General features: G+C 65.1%; 11 protein-coding genes and 1 pseudogene. 10 read left to right on the top strand and 2 right to left on the bottom strand.

Features of this window, described 5'->3' with window-relative positions:
• Window positions 1-23: 23 nt before the first annotated feature.
• From JQ572_RS28015 to JQ572_RS28045, 7 genes are all read left to right on the top strand, one after another.
• The gene (locus tag JQ572_RS28015) at window positions 24-545 is read left to right on the top strand and encodes a copper chaperone PCu(A)C (protein WP_211386057.1); all 522 of its coding nucleotides are present in this window, start codon (window positions 24-26) and stop codon (window positions 543-545) included.
• A 32-nt stretch (window positions 546-577) separates the two neighbouring features.
• Window positions 578-1,096, top strand: coding sequence for a YcnI family copper-binding membrane protein (locus JQ572_RS28020; protein WP_211386058.1), 519 nt, complete (start codon window positions 578-580; stop codon window positions 1,094-1,096).
• Window positions 1,096-2,658 (top strand): copper resistance CopC/CopD family protein, encoded by a 1,563-nt coding sequence (locus JQ572_RS28025; protein WP_211386059.1) that lies wholly within the window; start codon window positions 1,096-1,098, stop codon window positions 2,656-2,658. The genes JQ572_RS28020 and JQ572_RS28025 overlap by 1 nt, the downstream gene beginning before the upstream one ends.
• Before the next feature lie 151 nt (window positions 2,659-2,809).
• On the top strand, window positions 2,810-4,129 hold the full coding sequence (gene proS, locus JQ572_RS28030; RefSeq protein ID WP_211386060.1) for a proline--tRNA ligase: 1,320 nt from the start codon (window positions 2,810-2,812) through the stop codon (window positions 4,127-4,129).
• 90 nt (window positions 4,130-4,219) lie between these two features.
• Window positions 4,220-5,500: a lipoprotein-releasing ABC transporter permease subunit gene (locus tag JQ572_RS28035; RefSeq protein ID WP_211386061.1), complete on the top strand. Its 1,281-nt coding sequence runs from the start codon at window positions 4,220-4,222 to the stop codon at window positions 5,498-5,500.
• Between the two features lie 7 nt (window positions 5,501-5,507).
• Window positions 5,508-6,209 carry an ABC transporter ATP-binding protein gene (locus JQ572_RS28040; protein WP_211386062.1) on the top strand — a complete coding sequence of 234 codons (702 nt, stop codon included), beginning with the start codon at window positions 5,508-5,510 and terminating at the stop codon, window positions 6,207-6,209.
• Between the two features lie 220 nt (window positions 6,210-6,429).
• A complete protein-coding gene (locus tag JQ572_RS28045) occupies window positions 6,430-8,370 on the top strand; it encodes an autotransporter outer membrane beta-barrel domain-containing protein (RefSeq protein ID WP_211386063.1) in 1,941 nt (646 codons plus the stop codon).
• Window positions 8,371-8,435: 65 nt separating this feature from the next.
• Here JQ572_RS28045 and JQ572_RS28050 read toward each other — a convergent pair whose 3' ends face one another.
• Window positions 8,436-9,521 carry an alcohol dehydrogenase catalytic domain-containing protein gene (locus JQ572_RS28050; protein WP_211386064.1) on the bottom strand — a complete coding sequence of 362 codons (1,086 nt, stop codon included), beginning with the start codon at window positions 9,519-9,521 and terminating at the stop codon, window positions 8,436-8,438.
• A 108-nt stretch (window positions 9,522-9,629) separates the two neighbouring features.
• Here JQ572_RS28050 and JQ572_RS28055 point away from each other — a divergent pair, with 108 nt between their 5' ends.
• From JQ572_RS28055 to map, 3 genes and pseudogenes are all read left to right on the top strand, one after another.
• On the top strand, window positions 9,630-10,415 hold the full coding sequence (locus JQ572_RS28055; protein WP_211386065.1) for a helix-turn-helix transcriptional regulator: 786 nt from the start codon (window positions 9,630-9,632) through the stop codon (window positions 10,413-10,415).
• A gap of 232 nt (window positions 10,416-10,647) precedes the next feature.
• Window positions 10,648-13,796, top strand: a pseudogene (locus JQ572_RS28060) (GAF domain-containing protein).
• 99 nt (window positions 13,797-13,895) lie between these two features.
• The gene (map, locus tag JQ572_RS28065; RefSeq protein ID WP_211386066.1) at window positions 13,896-14,645 is read left to right on the top strand and encodes a type I methionyl aminopeptidase; all 750 of its coding nucleotides are present in this window, start codon (window positions 13,896-13,898) and stop codon (window positions 14,643-14,645) included.
• A 48-nt stretch (window positions 14,646-14,693) separates the two neighbouring features.
• Here the strand turns inward: map and JQ572_RS28070 are convergent, their stop codons facing one another.
• On the bottom strand, window positions 14,694-16,016 hold the full coding sequence (locus tag JQ572_RS28070; RefSeq protein WP_211386067.1) for an MFS transporter: 1,323 nt from the start codon (window positions 16,014-16,016) through the stop codon (window positions 14,694-14,696).
• Window positions 16,017-17,118 lie beyond the last annotated feature (1,102 nt).

The raw sequence follows: 17,118 nt of genomic DNA on the forward strand, positions 1-17,118 counted from the left end.
CGACGACAAGAAAGGCAAACGACATGAACAAGCTCTCACGCATACTGGCGCTCGCAGCGCTCTCGGTCGCGATGTTCGCAGCACCCGCATCGGCCGACGATGTCAAGGCCGGCGATCTCGTCATCTCGCAGGCGTGGAGCCGGGCGACGCCGGGCGGCGCCAAGGTCGCGGGCGGTTATCTCACCATCGAGAACAAAGGAGCGGCGGCCGACAAGTTGGTCAGCGTGTCCGCCGACATCGCGGGGAAGGCGGACGTCCATGAGATGGCGATGGAGAACGGCGTGATGAAGATGCGCCCGCTCGACAAGGGCCTCGTGATCGATCCCGGCAAGACGGTGAAGCTCGCTCCCGGCGGCTATCATCTGATGCTCCAGGAGCTGAAGGGCCCGTTCAAGCAGGGCGACAAGGTACCGGTGACGCTCCAGTTCGAGAAGGCCGGCAAGGTCGCCGTCGCCCTCGACGTCCAGGGCGTCGGCGCGCAGGCGCCCGGCGACGGTGGTCACATGATGAAGAAAATGCCGGATCATTCGGGAATGAAGATGTGATGAGCATGATCTGGACCTTCGGGAGACCGAACATGTCGAAGCGAGCTGGGCTTAGTCTTCTGTGCGTACTTGCGGCAGCGCCGGCCAGTGCGCACGTCTTCCTCGAAGGCAAGCAGGCGAGTGTGGGGGGATCGTACAAGGCCGTCTTCGCCGTGCCGCACGGCTGCGCGGGCTCGCCCACGGTGAAGATCCGCGTCCAGATCCCGGAAGGGGTGATAGCGGTGAAGCCGATGCCGAAGGCGGGCTGGAGCGTCGATGTCGTCGAGGGCAAATATGCCAGCGAGTACGACTATCACGGCAACAAGCTCTCCTCCGGCGTCAAGGAGGTCGCGTGGTCCGGCGGCAAGCTGCCGGACAAAAATTATGACGAGTTCGTCATGCACACGGTCCTGACCGACAAGCTCAAGCCGAACACGACCCTGTACTTCCCCGTCGTCCAGGAGTGCGAGACCGGCGTCAGCCGCTGGATCGAAATTCCGGCGGAGGGGGCGGAGCATTCGCACGAGGGCAAGTCGCCGGCGCCCGGCGTGAAGCTGTTGCCAAAGCCCTGATGCGCCGGCTCGCCGCACTCGCGACGATGCTCCTCGTTGTCGGGTTCGCGACCGGCGCCTTTGCCCATGCGGCGCTCGTCGCGGTCGAGCCGGCGAGCGGCAGCAAGCTTGCGGCCGCACCGAAGGCGGTGGAGCTGCGCTTCAACGAGGCTGTGACGCCGGGCGCGATCCGCCTGATCGATGGCGCGGGCAAGGCGCGGGATGATGCGCGTGTCAGCGCATCTGGCGAGACGATCTCGGTCGCGATGCCGCCGGAGCTGCCGCAGGGCACGGCGGTCGTGAGTTATCGCGTGATCTCGCAGGACGGTCATCCCGTCGCGGGATCGGTGATTTTCTCGATTGGCATGCCGACAGGGACGCGACCGCCCGCCAATACGGACAACGGATTGAACGTGCTGATCTGGCTGGCGCGAGTCGGTCTCTATCTCGGGCTGTTCGTCGGCGTTGGGGGCGTGTTCTTTGCGCGCTGGGTTGCCTGGTCGATGGCCGGCACGACCATAGCGCGCGTAGCGCTCGCTATCGGCCTTGCGAGTGCCGTTGGATCACTCGGTCTGTTGGGCCTCGATCTCCTCGGCCTGCCGCCAGCGGCCCTCGTCACAATCGCCCCCTGGAAGGTGGCGTTCGCGACCAGCGCGGGTCCCGCAATGCTGGTTGCGATCACCGCGATGCTGTTCGCGCTGATAGCGCTGCGTGGCGGATGGTACGCGCGGGCTCTCGCGCTCATCGCGTTTGTCGGCGTCGGCATGTCGCTGGCCATGACCGGCCACGCGGCGACGGCGCCGCCCGAGGCGTTGACACGCCCTGCGATCTTCCTGCATGGCCTGTCCGTTGCTTTCTGGATTGGCGCGCTGGCCCCGCTCGCGGCACTTGTGTCGAAGCCGTTGGCCGCGGCATTGCCTGTCGTGAACCGCTTTTCTCGCCTCGCCGTGCCGGTCGTCGGCGTTCTCGCATTTACCGGCCTTGCGCTAGCCATCGTCCAGCTTGAAAGGCCGTCCGCATTGGTCGAGACCCGCTACGGCCTGATCCTCTCGATCAAGCTCGGGCTCGTCCTTGCGCTGCTGGTGCTCGCCACGCTCAACCGCTTTCGCCTGACCCCGGCGCTCGCGGGCGATCACAAGGCCGCGCCGGCCTTGAAGCGCTCGATCCTGCTCGAATGCGCTATCGCGCTCTGCATCCTTGCCGTCGTCGCCGGCTGGCGCTTCACGCCGCCGCCGCGGACCATCGTTCCGGAGACGCCGCTGGCGATCCACATTCACACCGACAAGGCGATGTTCCAGGTGCTGGTCTCGCCGGGCAGGGCCGGCGTCGATGATTTCGTGCTCCAGCTCATGACCGGTGAAGCGGCGCCGCTTGCGGCCAAGGAGGTGACACTGACCCTGAGCCTGCCCGAACGCGGCATCGAACCGATGGAAAGGGACGCCTTGTTCGGCTCAGACGGCTATTGGCATGTGCGCAAGGTCGCGCTGCCCTTTGCCGGTCGTTGGCATCTGCGGATCGACGCGCTGGTGAGCGACTTCGAGAAGGTCACGCTGGAGGACGAGTTCGAACTGGCGCCGCTTTGACGCGCGCCGGTGCGGTTCAAGCTGAACCTCAAGTCGACGGAAAAATGACAGGAATTCCGCCGCGTTAGCGGCTTTTCCTCATTCTCGGTCTTGTGTTTTCGCTCCCAATCCGGTTTCACTGCAAGCCGTCACTGATTCCTCGAGTATTGCCATGCGGTTGTCGCGGTTCTTCCTGCCCATCCTGAAGGAAAATCCGAAAGAGGCGGAGATCGTCTCGCATCGGCTGATGTTGCGCGCGGGCATGATCCGGCAGGAGGCCGCCGGCATCTATGCCTGGTTGCCGCTCGGCTTCCGTGTCTTGAAGAAGATCGAGCAGATCGTGCGCGAGGAGCAGGACCGCTCGGGCGCGCTGGAACTGTTGATGCCGACGCTCCAGCTCGCCGACCTCTGGCGTGAGAGCGGCCGCTACGACGCCTATGGCCCGGAGATGCTGCGCATCGCCGACCGCCACAAGCGCGAGCTGCTGTACGGGCCGACCAACGAGGAAATGATCACCGAGATCTTCCGCGCCTATGTGAAGTCCTACAAGAATCTGCCGCTCAACCTCTATCATATCCAATGGAAGTTCCGCGACGAGCAGCGTCCGCGTTTCGGCGTGATGCGCGGCCGCGAGTTCCTGATGAAGGACGCCTATTCGTTCGACCTCAACGAGGCGGCGGCGCGGGTTGCCTACAACAAGATGTTCGTCGCCTATTTGCGCACGTTTGCGCGCATGGGGCTGAAGGCGATCCCGATGCGCGCCGAGACCGGCCCGATCGGCGGCGATCTCAGCCACGAATTCATCGTGCTTGCCGAGACCGGCGAATCCGGCGTTTTCATCAATCGCGACGTGCTTGACCTGCCGGTGCCGGGCGAGGACGTCGACTATGAGAGCGACCTGACGCCGATCATCCAGCAATGGACCTCGGTCTATGCGGCGACGGAAGATGTTCACGACGCCGCGCGTTTCGAGCAGGAAGTGCCCGCGGAGAAGCGCGTGAACACCCGCGGCATCGAGGTCGGGCAGATCTTCTATTTCGGCACGAAGTATTCCGACGCGATGAAGGCGCTGGTGGCCGGCCCCGACGGCGTCGACGTGCCGATCCACGGCGGCTCCTACGGCGTCGGCGTGTCCCGCCTGCTCGGCGCCATCATCGAGGCCTGCCATGACGATGCCGGCATCAAATGGCCGGAGGCCGTTGCCCCGTTCCGGGTGTCGATCCTCAACCTCAAGCAGGGCGATGCGGCGGTCGATGCCGCCTGCGAGAAGCTCTATGCGGAGCTTACCGCCAAGGGTGTCGACGTGCTCTACGACGACACCGACCAGCGCGCCGGCGCCAAATTCGCCGCCGCCGACCTGATCGGCATCCCCTGGCAGATCATGATCGGGCCGAAGGGGCTTGCCGACGGCAAGGTCGAGATCAAGCGGCGAAGTGACGGCGCCCGCGAGACCATGTCGCCTGCGGACGCGGTCGCAAGACTTGTGGGCTGACAAGGCTGGTCGGCTGAATATTGTTCATCGCCCGATGCAGAGGCCGCCAATCCGGCCACAATTGACCCCGAATCATGGGATTATCGAGCGATGGATGAGACCATGACCGAAACAGTTCAAACCGCGCCTTTCGCGCCATTCGAGTGGATGTTGTCGGCGCGCTATTTGCGGGCGCGCCGCAAGGAGGGATTCATCTCGGTCATTGCCGGGTTCTCCTTTCTCGGCATCATGCTGGGCGTGGCGACGCTGATCATCGTCATGGCCGTCATGAACGGCTTCCGCAAGGAACTGCTCGACAAGATCCTGGGGCTGAACGGCCACATCCTGGTCCAGCCGCTGGAATCGCCGCTGACCGACTGGAAGGACGTCGCCGACCGTCTCAGCCAGGTCAAGGGCATCCGGCTCGCTGCGCCCGTGGTGGACGGTCAGGCACTGGCGTCCTCGCCGTGGAACGCCTCGGGCGTGCTGGTGCGCGGCATCCGCTCCGAGGACCTCAACAACCTCACCTCGATCGCCAAGAACATCAAGCAGGGCTCGCTCGAGGGCTTTGACGACGGGCAGGGCGTCGCGATCGGCCGGCGCCTCGCCGACCAGCTCTCGCTGCACGCCGGCGACAGCATCACGCTGGTGGCACCGAAGGGCGCAGTCACGCCGATGGGCACGACACCGCGCATCAAGCCGTACAAGATCGTTGCGGTCTTCGAGATCGGCATGTCCGAGTATGATCTCGGCTTCGTGTTCATGCCGCTCGCGGAGGCGCAGGCCTATTTCAACCGCAGCAACGACGTCACCTCGATCGAGGTCTTCACCACCAATCCGGATCAGATCGTCGCTTTCCGCCAGGCCGTGACGGAGGCGGCCGGCCGGCCGGTGTTCCTGGTCGACTGGCGCCAGCGCAATTCGACCTTCTTCAACGCGCTCCAGGTCGAACGCAATGTCATGTTCCTGATCCTGACCATGATCGTGCTGGTCGCGGCGCTCAACATCGTCTCCGGCCTGATCATGCTGGTGAAGGACAAGGGCAGCGACATCGCCATCCTGCGCACGATGGGAGCCTCGCAAGGTTCGATCATGCGCATCTTCCTGATCACGGGAGCGTCCATTGGCGTGGTCGGCACGCTGGTCGGCTTCTTCGTCGGCCTGGTGATCTGCCTCAACATCGAGTCGATCAGGCAATTCCTGTCCTGGCTGACCAGCACCGAGCTGTTCTCGCCGGAACTCTATTTCCTGTCGAAGCTGCCCGCCGAAATCGACGTCGGCGAGACCACGGCCGTCGTCGTCATGGCGCTGACGCTGTCGTTCCTTGCGACGCTGTATCCGTCCTGGCGTGCCGCGCGCCTCGATCCCGTCGAAGCGCTGCGGTACGAGTGAGGGGCTGATGGAGCAGCAGGGGGCGGAAGATGTACCGGTCATTTATCTCCACGAGATAAAGCGGCAGTACCTGCAGGGCGAGGTGCCGCTGACGATCCTCGACGGCGCCAAGCTCGCGCTGTGGGCGGGGCAATCCGTCGCGCTGGTGGCGCCGTCTGGCTCGGGCAAGTCGACGCTGCTGCATATCGCGGGGCTGCTCGAAGCCCCCGATTCCGGCGAGGTCTATGTCAACGGCGCGCCGACCTCGCAACTGCCCGACATCGAGCGCACGCAGCTGCGCCGCACCGATATCGGCTTCGTCTACCAGTCGCACCGGCTGCTGCCGGAGTTCTCGGCGCTGGAGAACGTCATGCTGCCGCAGATGATCCGCGGCCTGAAGAAGTCCGAGAGCGTCAAGCGCGCGAAAGAGATTTTGGGCTATCTCGGCCTCGGCGAGCGCGTCACGCACCGTCCCGCGGAGCTGTCGGGCGGCGAGCAGCAGCGCGTTGCGATCGCGCGCGCGGTGGCCAACGCGCCGCGGGTGCTGTTTGCGGACGAGCCGACCGGCAATCTCGATCCGCATACGGCGGACCACGTCTTCCAGGCCCTGATGCAGCTCGTCAAGGCGACCAAGGTGTCGATGCTGATCGCGACCCACAACATGGAGCTGGCCGGCCGCATGGACCGGCGCGTGTCGCTGTCGAACGGCCAAGTGGTCGAGCTCGACTAACAAACGCGAAAACAACCCCATGCACAGTAGCCGGGTTCGCCGCAACGACGCGCGGGGTCCCCCGCAACGCCGTTGATAATTCGAATGAATCCGCGCAGCCGCGCACTCGCCGGCGGGTGCGGCACGTTGGCCCTTTTTCAACCGAATGTTGCGATTCCGCCACCCCGGGAACGTTGCTCGTGATGTACGATCGACCCCATTTCCAGGAATCGATGTGGGAATGAACATGTTGCGCGGGGTCTGCGGCGGCTTGTTGCTCGGCTTGATCTTGATACCGCTGGATGCGGCGTCGGCCCAGCCGTGCCAGACAACAGGCACCGACCAGACCTGCACCAACTCGGTCTTCCTCTCGGCAGGGGCCGCCGGGCTGTCCGACCTGGGCACTGTGACGGTTGCCAACACGAGTTCCGGCAGCATCGTCGGAACGGGGGTCTCGGTCGTCGGCATCGTGGCCAACGTGGATGCCAATGTCACGAACGGCGGATCCATATCCGGCGTCGGCACGAGCAGTGCCAACGGCATTGAGACGCTGCGCGACAGCAACGTGACGAACTCCGGCACGATCTCCGCGACGGGTGGAATGTTCGGCAATGCCATTGTCGCCGGTCGCAACGCCAACATCACGAATTCCGGCACCATCTTCGGAAGCGGAGGCACCTCCGCGGCAGGCATCTCGGCGACCGCTGCGGCGAACGTGGTGAACTCGGGCCGGGTATCGGCATTTTCGTTAGGAGGCAGCGCCTACGGCGTGCTCGCCAGTTCGGGCACGGTGACCAATTCAGGCACAATTACAGCCACCGGCTTTTCGGGCTACGGCATCCTCATCTTCAATACCGCGCAGGTGACGAACTCCGGCACCATTTTCGGCAACACAGCCGCTCTGCAGTTCGGCGGCAGCCCCGACAGCCTGACCGTGCTGCCAGGCTCCCGCATCATCGGCGCGATCAACCTCGGCGGTGGCGGTGACACCGTCAACTTTCGCGGTGGCAATCACAATCTCACCTTTGACACCCTGGCAGGCGCCACCGTGACCGGCACGACGCCGTTCGCCGTGTCCGGAAATCAGGCGGCCGCGGTCGATCTCACGCCGTTCGCATCGAACTGGCGAACGCTGACCGACTTCACGCGGGGCGTGGCCGATGCCGTGCCGGTGTTTTCGGGGAGCGCAGGCGGCGGCGCGGCGCCGCTCGCCTTTGCGGGTCCGGACGGCGCCTCTCGTTTCGACGATGCCTTTGCCGCGATCCCGGGGCTTACGTCGGCCTATGCCGGCGAAGCTGCCGTGTTCAAGGCGCCGGCGATGCGCTACGCCGACGGCACCACCGTGTGGACGCGCGGCTTCGCCGGCCAGCGCATCCAGCAGCAGGACGGCGTGCTGCTCCGCACCGCCAACCTGTTCTATGGCGGCATGCTCGGCGGCGACTGGCAAACGCGCCCGGACCTGCGCGTGGGTGCGTTTCTCGGCGGTGGCAAGACGCGCACCAGCATCGATCCGAACCAGGGTGCGCTCGATTCCGATCTCTTCTTCGGCGGCGCCTATGCCCGCTACGACATCGGGCAAACCTTCCTGCACGGCGCCGTGCAGGCCGGCGGCTCACGCAACGCGAGCGCGCGCACCGTCAACAACAATCTCGTCGCCGGCGGTCTTGAGACCGCAACGGCCAGCTACAACGGCTGGTATGTCAGCCCCGAGGCGACGATCGGCCAGCGCATTGGGCTCGGCCAACTCGCCGACGCCGCCTACACCCTGACGCCGTCATTTCGGTTGCGCTATCTCTATGGTGCCTTTGACGGCTACACCGAGGCCGGCACCACCGCTCCTCTGACGCTAGGAAGCCAGACCGTGAGCACGCTGGAGGAGCGAGGCGAGGCCAAGCTGACGCGTTCCGTCAGCTTCACGCCGAGCGACGTTCTCTCGGCCAGTCTCACCGCCGGCCTGCTCGGCACCCAGCGCGTCGGCGGCTCCACCATCAGTGCGAGCCTGCTCGGGCAGGCGATCCCGTTCGCTACGCCAGGGCAAGGGAGCGTGTGGGGCGGCTTCGGCGGTGCCGGCCTCGAATGGCGCAGCCGCAGCGTCACGCTGTATTCTGCCGCCGAATATCTCGCGCTGTCGGATCGTTCCAACGTCGTCAGCGGAAGGGCTGGCCTGCGCGTGGCGTTCTGAACATCGGATTCGGGCGCGAGGAGAACTGGTCGATCGTCGTCGCGCCCGGCCGGCCGGCTTTCCGGTCAGCCGTTCGGCCTGATCACCGTTAATTTGAACGGCCCGCCATTGGCCGCTGCATGTTCCACCGCCTGATTGGCATGGTCGAGGTCGAAGGCCGTGGTCTCGTATTCCTCCAGCCGCAACAGCCCTGATCGCACCAGCCCGATCAGGCGGGCGGTGGCATCCGGCGGATACATCCAGACGCCGTGGATGCTGATGCAGTTGCGCATGATCCAGGGGTAGGGCAGCTCGAGGCCCGCGCCGCCCGCCATGCCGACGCCGCCCATCAGCACGACGCGGCCGTAAGCGCGCACCGTCATGATCGCCGCGCGCACGACGGTCGTGCTGACTGAGGGCGGCATGATGTCGAACACGCAGTCGATCGGCCCGGGCGCCGCACGCTGCATGCGCTCGCGGTCGTCGTCCTCGTTGCCGGTGAGCTTGACCGGCTTCACCCGGCTCCCGAAGCGCCTGACGAGGTCGGCCAGGATCGTCTCGTTGCGGCCGGGCGCGACCACGCAGGCCGCGCCCATCGCGAGCGCGACGGAGACGGCCGCGCTGCCGAAATTGCCGGTGGCCCCGCTCACCAGCACGGTCTCGCCGGGCTGAAGGCTGGCGGCGAGGAAACCGCCATAGGGCACCAGCAGCGTGCCAAGCGCGCACCATTGCGTGGCCTGCTCGGGCGTGATCGCGCCGAGGCGTTTGACGTTCTCCGTCGGCACCCGCATCTGCTCGGCAAAGGAGCCGTGGCGAAAATGCTTTTGCAGGCGCATGCCGCCGGCCCCGGCCGCGGTGAGTCCTTGCAGGGCAATGTCGGGCGCTGCGGCGTCATCGCGCGAACGCACCGTCGGATCGCAGAAGACCCAGTCGCCCACTGCAAGCTTGGTCGCGTCCGGGCCGACCGCGCGCACCCGGCCGATGCCGCCAGGCCCCGGGATGATCGGCAGGTCGAGCGCATAGTTGCGCACCCCGCTGAAGACCTCGTTCATGTAGGACAGCACGCGCGTGGCGACGACGTCGACGACCACCTCGCCGGTCCCGAGCACCGGATCGGGAGCATTCTCGATGACGAGCGGAGATCCAAAGGATTTGAGTACGGCGGCTTTCATCGTGGTCACCTCATGTTCGGGTGATACGGCTATGCGCCACCTTGGAAAGGACAGGAAGGCCTGGTATTATCCTAGTATTGTCCGGACCCTCCATCGAGGACGCTCGTCATGGCCGACCCCCGCCGCGTCGAATTCGGCGACTTCCTCAGGTCCCGCCGCGAAAAGCTGTCGCCGAAGACGGTCGGGCTTCCGGCGGGCCGGCGGCGGCGCACCGCGGGCCTGCGCCGCGAAGAGGTCGCGCAGCTCGCCGGCATCGGCGTCGACTGGTACATCCGGCTCGAGCAGGGCCGCACCGTCAGCCCCTCGGTGACCACCGTCGATGCGCTGGCGCGTGCGCTGCGCCTGACGAAGACCGAGCATGCGCATCTCAAGGCGTTGGCGCGCGACGGGGACAAGCGCGCCTTCACGCGCGAGATCGTGCCGCCGCCAATTCGGCGGATGATCGAGAGCCTGAAGCAACCGGCCTATGTCACCGGGCGGCGCTGGGACGTGCTGGCCTGGAACGATGCCGCCGAAGACGTCTTCGGGTTCGGGCAGTTGCCCGAGCAGGATCGCAACACGCTGCTGCTCGTGCTGACCAACAAGCAGACGCGAAAATTCTACGGCGCCGGCTGGACCGATGTCGCCAAGAGCATGGTCGCGATGTTTCGCGCCACCCACGACGTCTGGGCCGGGGATCCTGCCTTCACCGAGTTGCTCACGCGGCTGCGCCAGGGCAGCCCGGAATTCGTCAAATGGTGGGAGGCGCACGAGATCCGCAACACCGCCTCCGGCCTCAAGACCATGAACCATCCGACCAGGGGCGTGCTCCGGTTCGAGCACACGAGCTTTCAGGCCAACGACGATCCGGCGCTGAAGCTCGTGATTTATACGCCGGTCAGCGGCGCGGGCTGAGAAGCCGCGGCAGCAATTGCCATATCCGGCATTGCTCAGACCCGGCGTGCCATCAGTCGACCGGGAGCACGGGAACCTAAATGCCATCATGCGGTTATCGGGCAGACAATTTGCGCGACCTGCCTGCATCACTCGGAGGTCAGGCGGGCTCATCTCTGGTCGAAACGAACAGCCGCGGGACGATCGATCCGATTGGCTCGCCGTGGAGTAGGGAAGTGGCAGGGGAAGACCAATGACGACAGCGACCGGGGCGCACTCGGCCGATCGCAATTCCGTCTTGGCCACACTCGGCGACTACATCCGAGAGATCAGCAATCCGACGATCTCGCCTATGCGGCAGCAGAATTGCTGGGCCGCAGCCTGAACGTCAGCAGGGCAGGCTACGGCACCGTCGACACGTCGGCCGAAACCATCACCATCGTCCGCGACTGGAACGCACCGGGCATCCTGAGCCTGGCAGGCGTGCTGTGCTTCCGCGACTATGGCAGCTACATCGAGGACCTGAAGCGGGGTGACACCGTCGTCTGCGCCGATGCGGAAGAAGACCCTCGCGTCGGCGATCGTGCGCAAGCTCTCGAGGCGATCTCCGCCCGCGCGCTCGTCAACATGCCCATCTCCGAGCCCGACGGGGTCGTGGCGCTGCTCTACCTCAACAATGCCACAGCGCGCGAATGGAGCTCCGAAGAGCTGGAGCTCATCCGCGAAGTTGCCGAGCGCACACGCACCGCCGTCGAACGTCGCCGTGCGGAGACAGCTGTGAGGGAGAACGAAGCCCGGCTGCGCTTCCTGGACGCGCTCAACAAGGAGACCGCCAGGACCCGCGACGCCGACGGCGTCATGGCGGTCACGACCAGAATGGTCGGTGAGCATCTCGGCGTCTCGAACTGCGCCTATGCCGACATGGACCCGGACGAAGACGGCTTCACGATACGCGGGGATTGGGCCGCGGCCGGTGCGATGCATACCCTCGGTCATTACAGTCTGGCCGACTTCGGCAGGAAGGCAGTGCGAGAGCTGGGCGCCGGCAGGCCGCTCATCATCAATGACAATCTCAGGGAGATTGCCCCCGAAGAAGCCGCCACTTTCCAGAGCATCGGGATCGGTTCGACGATTTGCATGCCCTTGGTCAAGGAGGGGCAACTCACCGCCTTGATGGCGATTCATCACCGGGGCCCGCATCAGTGGACGCCGCGCGAACTCGCCTTGCTCTCAGAGGTGACCGAGCGATCGTGGGCCCACATCGAGCGCGTTCGATCGGAACAGGCAGCACGGGAGGCTGCCGAACGGCTGGTTCTCGCGAACAAGGCGGCGGGAATCGGCACCTGGGACTACGACCCGGTCAACGACGTTCTTCGATGGGATACCCGCTGCAAAGAGGTGTTCGGTTTACCGCCGGACGCCGAAGTCAGCTATGAAGGTTCATTCCTGAAAGGTATTCATCCGGACGACAGGCAGCGCGCCCACGAGGCCGTATCCGCAGCCCTGACGCCTCATTCTCCGACGAGTTACAACATCGAATACCGAACCATCGGTCTTGAGGATGGTGTCGAGCGTTGGGTTGCCGCGACCGGTCAAGCCCTCTTTTCCGATGGGCAGGCCGTTCGGTTCATCGGGACGGTGCTGGATATCACTGCGCAAAAAAAGACGGAGCGTCATCTCAGGCTGCTGAACGACACCGGGGCCTCGGTCTCCCGCGAACGCGACCTCGAGAAGATCGTGCAGATCGTGACGGATGCCGGCGTCGAGCTGACCGGTGCCCAGTTCGGAGCCTTTTTCTACAACGTCCTGGCAGCGGATGGCGGCAGCTACATGCTCTATTCGCTGTCCGGCGTGCCACGGTCCGCTTTTGAGAACTTTCCGATGCCGCGCAACACCGCGGTGTTTGAGCCGACGTTCAAGGGCACGGGGGTGATGAGGTCCGACGACATCCTGCAGGACCCTCGCTACGGCAAGAACGCGCCGCGCAAAGGCATGCCGGAGGGCCATCTTCCGGTCCGATCCTACCTGGCGGTCCCCGTGATCTCGCGAACCGGTGAAGTCCTCGGCGGGCTGTTCTTCGGTCATGCCGAGACGGGCAGATTCCAGGCCGAGCACGAGTCCGCACTGCTCGGCATCGCCGGCCATGCCGCGACGGCGATCGACAATGCGCAGCTCCTGACCAGGCTTCAGGCGCTCAATGCCGAACTGGAGCAACGCGTCGCCGACGAGATTGCCGAACGCATGAAGGCCGAAGAGCAATTGCGGCAATCCCAGAAGATGGAAGCCGTCGGGCAGTTGACCGGAGGCATCGCCCACGACTTCAACAACATGCTGGCGGTCATCATCGGCAGCTTGAATCTCGCCAAGCGGCGGCTGGGCAAGGGAGAGGTCGACATCGGCCGCTTCATCGATGGCGCGATCGACGGGGCGAACCGTGCAGCCACCTTGACGCAGCGGCTGCTGGCGTTTTCGCGTCAACAACCGCTCGCGCCGGAAGTCGTGGACATCAACAAGATGGTCGGCGGGATGAGCGAGCTGCTCGACCGATCGCTTGGCGAGCTTGTCCGCCTCGAAATGGTCCTGGCGGCCGGTCTCTGGCGCGTCAAGGCAGACCCGGCCCAGCTGGAAAGCGCGATCCTCAATCTCGCGGTCAATGCGCGGGATGCCATGCCGAAAGGCGGCAGGTTGACCATCGAAACCAGCAACGCCTCGATAGATCAGAAGTATTCTCGCGAGTATGCATTGATACCCGGGCAGTACGTGCTCGTTGCCGTGACCGATAACGGTATCGGGATTCCGGACGACGTGGTTGGGAAGGTCTTCGATCCCTTCTTCACGACCAAGGAAGTGGGCAAGGGCACCGGCCTCGGCCTCAGCCAGGTCTATGGTTTTGTGCGGCAGTCGGGCGGCCACGTCAAAATCTACTCGGAGGTCGATGTCGGAACGACCGTGAAGATCTATCTTCCGCGGTTCGCCGGCGATGACGTCACCTCGAGCGCGTCGCAGGTGGCGGCACATCCCGGTGCGAGCATGCAGAACGAGACGATCCTCGTCGTGGAAGACGACGAGCGTGTCCGCAGCATCTCATGTGAAAGCCTGCGCGAGCTCGGCTATAACGTCCTCGAAGCCGCGAGCGCCAGAGAGGCACTCAGGACCATCGAAAATGGCTCTGTTCCGGATCTGCTGTTTACGGATGTCGTCATGCCCGACATGACCGGCGCCGAACTCGCGGCCGCGCTGTCGAAACGACACCCGGAGCTGAAGGTGCTGTTCACCACCGGCTACACGCGCAATGCCATCGTTCACAATGGCATGCTCGATGCCGGCAAGCATTTGCTGTCCAAGCCCTTCGCGATCGAAGACCTCGCGGCCAAGGTTCGCAATCTTCTCGACGAGAGTTGAACGCCTCTTCTCGGGCGGGTTTCAGGTCGAGTGCAGCTGGCTCCTTTGGAACGGCCTCTGCGGTTTGCAAGCCAGGGTCGCAAGCGCTAGACCCGTGATATGACAATCTCGGACGACAACGACCTCACCCGCCTGAAAGAGATCGGACGCATCGTCGCCAATACCCTGGAGGCGATGGGGAAGGCGCTCGAGCCGGGCATGACCACCTCCGAGCTCGACCGGATCGGGCGAACACTTCTGGAGGCGGCCGGTGCGCGTTCGGCGCCGGAGCTGGCCTATGATTTTCCCGGAGCGACCTGCATCAGCGTCAATGAGGAAATCGCTCACGGCATCCCCAGCGGGCGACGGATCGCGCGAGGCGACCTCGTGAACATCGACGTTTCCGCCGAGAAGAACGGGCTCTTTGCGGATACGGGAGCCTCGTTCGCCGTTCCGCCTGCAACCCGCGCGATCGAGCGTCTTTGCAGGGATGGCAGGCGCGCGATGTGGACGGGGCTGCGGCAGGTCGGCGCCGGCAAACCGATTGCCGGCATCGGTCAGGCCATCGGGAGCTTTGCGCGGAAGAACGGTTACAGCCTGGTCAGGAATCTCGCCAGCCACGGCGTCGGCCTGTCGCTGCATGAGGAGCCGACGGAGATCGCGACATGGCCGGACTCCTCCGAACGCCGCGTCATGAGCGAAGGACTCGTGTTCACCGTCGAGCCCTTCCTGTCGCTGGGCGCCGAATGGGCTCAGGACGGCGATGATCCGTGGACGCTCTACAGCAGCCCGGAGGCGCCGACCGTGCAGTACGAGCACACCGTGATCGCCACCCGTCAGGGACCTTTGATCGTGACCATGGCCGGTTGAGGCCACCGAGGTCGGAGTCCGAGACGTCTCACGCCCGGTCCGGCGACCTCACGCCACCGGATCTCTGGCCGCATCCGAACGGCTTCGACGACCCGGTGCCAGTGGCGGCGCGGCTCTTGCCGGAGTGTTCTCCGGCGGAGCGACCTTGCGCCCCGAGGTGACCGCGACCGGAGCGGACCCGGCATCGCGCCAGGCCACCATCCAGATCAGCAAACCAAGAACCGCCAGCGCGGCGCCGACGGGACCTGTGGAGGTCCAGCCCAGCCCCTCGCGAATGGCAAGGCCGCCGAGGAAAGGGCCGAGCGCATTGGCGGTGTTGAAGGCCGAATGGTTCAGCGCGGCGGCGAGCGCCTGCGCATCACCCGCGACGTCCATCAGCCGCGTCTGCAGGATGGCGCCGAGCGAGACGCTGGCACCGATCGCGAAGATGTCTGCCGCAAGCAGCCAGGGATTGCCGGCGGCAAGCGGAAACAGCAGCAGCGCGACCGCCGAGAACAGCAGGATGACGCCGGCCGTCGGCATCAGCGCGCGGTCCGCAAAGCGCGGCACGAACAGGTTGCCGAGCGTGGCTCCGATGCCGAACACGGCCAGGAAGAACGGAATCACCGCGGGGCTGACCTTGGTGACCTCGATCAGCGTCGTCGCCAGATAAGTGTAGACGGCGAACATGCCACCGAAGCCGATGGCGCCGATCGCCAGCGTGATCCAGACGCGGCCACTTCTCAGCGCACCGAGCTCTCGCAGCGGATCGGACCTGCCGGCCTGGTCGCGCGGGGCGAACAGGGCGCAAAGCATCATCGTGAGTAGCGCCAGCAGCGACACGAGGCCGAAGCTCGCGCGCCAGCCGACGGCCTGGCCGATCAGATTGGCGAGCGGCACGCCGATGATGGTGGCGCCGGTCAGGCCGAGCATCACCTGGCCGATTGCCTGCGAACGACGATGTTGAGGAACGAGCGAGGCGGCGACCAGGGCTGCGATGCCGAAATAGGCGCCGTGCGGCAATCCCGAGAGGAAACGCGCCGCGATCATCCAGCCGAAGCCCGGCGCCAGCGCGGTGAGCGCATTGCCGAGCGCGAACACGGCCATCAGGACCAAGAGCTGCGTGCGCCGCGCGAAGCGCGCACCGAGCACGGCGATCAGTGGCGCGCCCAGCACGACGCCGAGCGCGTAGGCGCTGATCGCGTGGCCCGCGGCCGGCTCGTCGACTCCGAGGTCTGCGGCGAAAAACGGCAGCAGGCTCATCGACGCGAATTCGGTGGTTCCGATCGCAAAGCCGCCCATCGCGAGCGAGAACAGGACGATGGCGAGACGGGGGGAAGCTGAAGCCGCGGTCGGATGCGCGCGGGGCGCTGTCGCTTGGGGCGAGGTCATGTGTCCTGCATTGGTGGCGTCAACGGGAACCAGCCCAGCGAACGTCGCCACCCCTGCAAGATTTGTCTGTCGTACTTAAACCGGTCCCAGTCTACGTCAACACCGGAGGCCCAACGCAGGGCAGGCCGCATATCAGCCTCCCGATTTGGGCGATGGAGGCACGCGTAGTGACGGACGAACCCCGATGTTGGACGATGATCGGCGAGGCCTGTCGAGCGCGGCTGGCTCCGCGGCCACTCGAGTCGGCGGCTGGCTGGCCTGCTTGCGATCGCAGATGGCGGTTACCTAATTCGCCTCGAGGCGGGCAACCGTTCCGGTTCTGGCGCGTTGGAGATCGTCACCGCCCGGTCCTTGGCAGTTGCCGGTGATGAGAACGCCGGTTGCGCTCCCGCCCATCCAGGAGTAGCACGTGCGAATTCGCATCAAGCCATCATCGACGCTCGGAGATCGCCTGAACAAGGAGGCGAGGAATTTGCGCAAGCAAGCCGAAGGCATGCCACCCAGCATTCGCCGCGACGAACTTCTGAGGAAGGCCGATCAAGCCGAGACAGCCGCTCACATGAACGAGTGGCTGAGCCCTTCCGGTCCGCGGCCGGCGCAATAGGTCCGAACTGGCACAAACTGCACATCACACAGGGGCCTGGTGCAGTTAACCTTTTCCCCATGGGAAACGAGTTGCGTTTTCGCATTCTGGTGATTGTGCTCGGCTTGCTGCCGGTGGCGTTGATCGCCTTTGCCCTCTTCAGGCTATAGCGCAGCATTCATTGATTTGCCTCAACAGGCACCGTTGCCGCCGAGCGTCTCTGGTGTTCGAGGGAGGCGCGTCAATGACCCGCCGTCGGCTCTGGATTTATCAATCCCTGATCCTGGTCACCGCCGCGCTGTCCATTGCGGTGATCGCATCCATGACCTGGTAGGCATGCTTGGCCGCGAGCGTTGGGGGTGCCCTGATCGGCGCGCTTGACTGTCGCACGAGCAATTGCGCAGCCCCGGTCATTCATCTGCGGTGAGACAGAACGCATGATGCGGACCGAGCGCATGCGCCCAACTGCTTGCGGCCAAGCGCTTGCGCCCAAGTGCTTGCGCCCAAGTGCTTGCGCCC

The sequence above is a fragment of the Bradyrhizobium sp. SZCCT0153 genome (assembly GCF_018129995.1).
In the GTDB taxonomy this organism is placed as follows: domain Bacteria; phylum Pseudomonadota; class Alphaproteobacteria; order Rhizobiales; family Xanthobacteraceae; genus Bradyrhizobium; species Bradyrhizobium japonicum_G.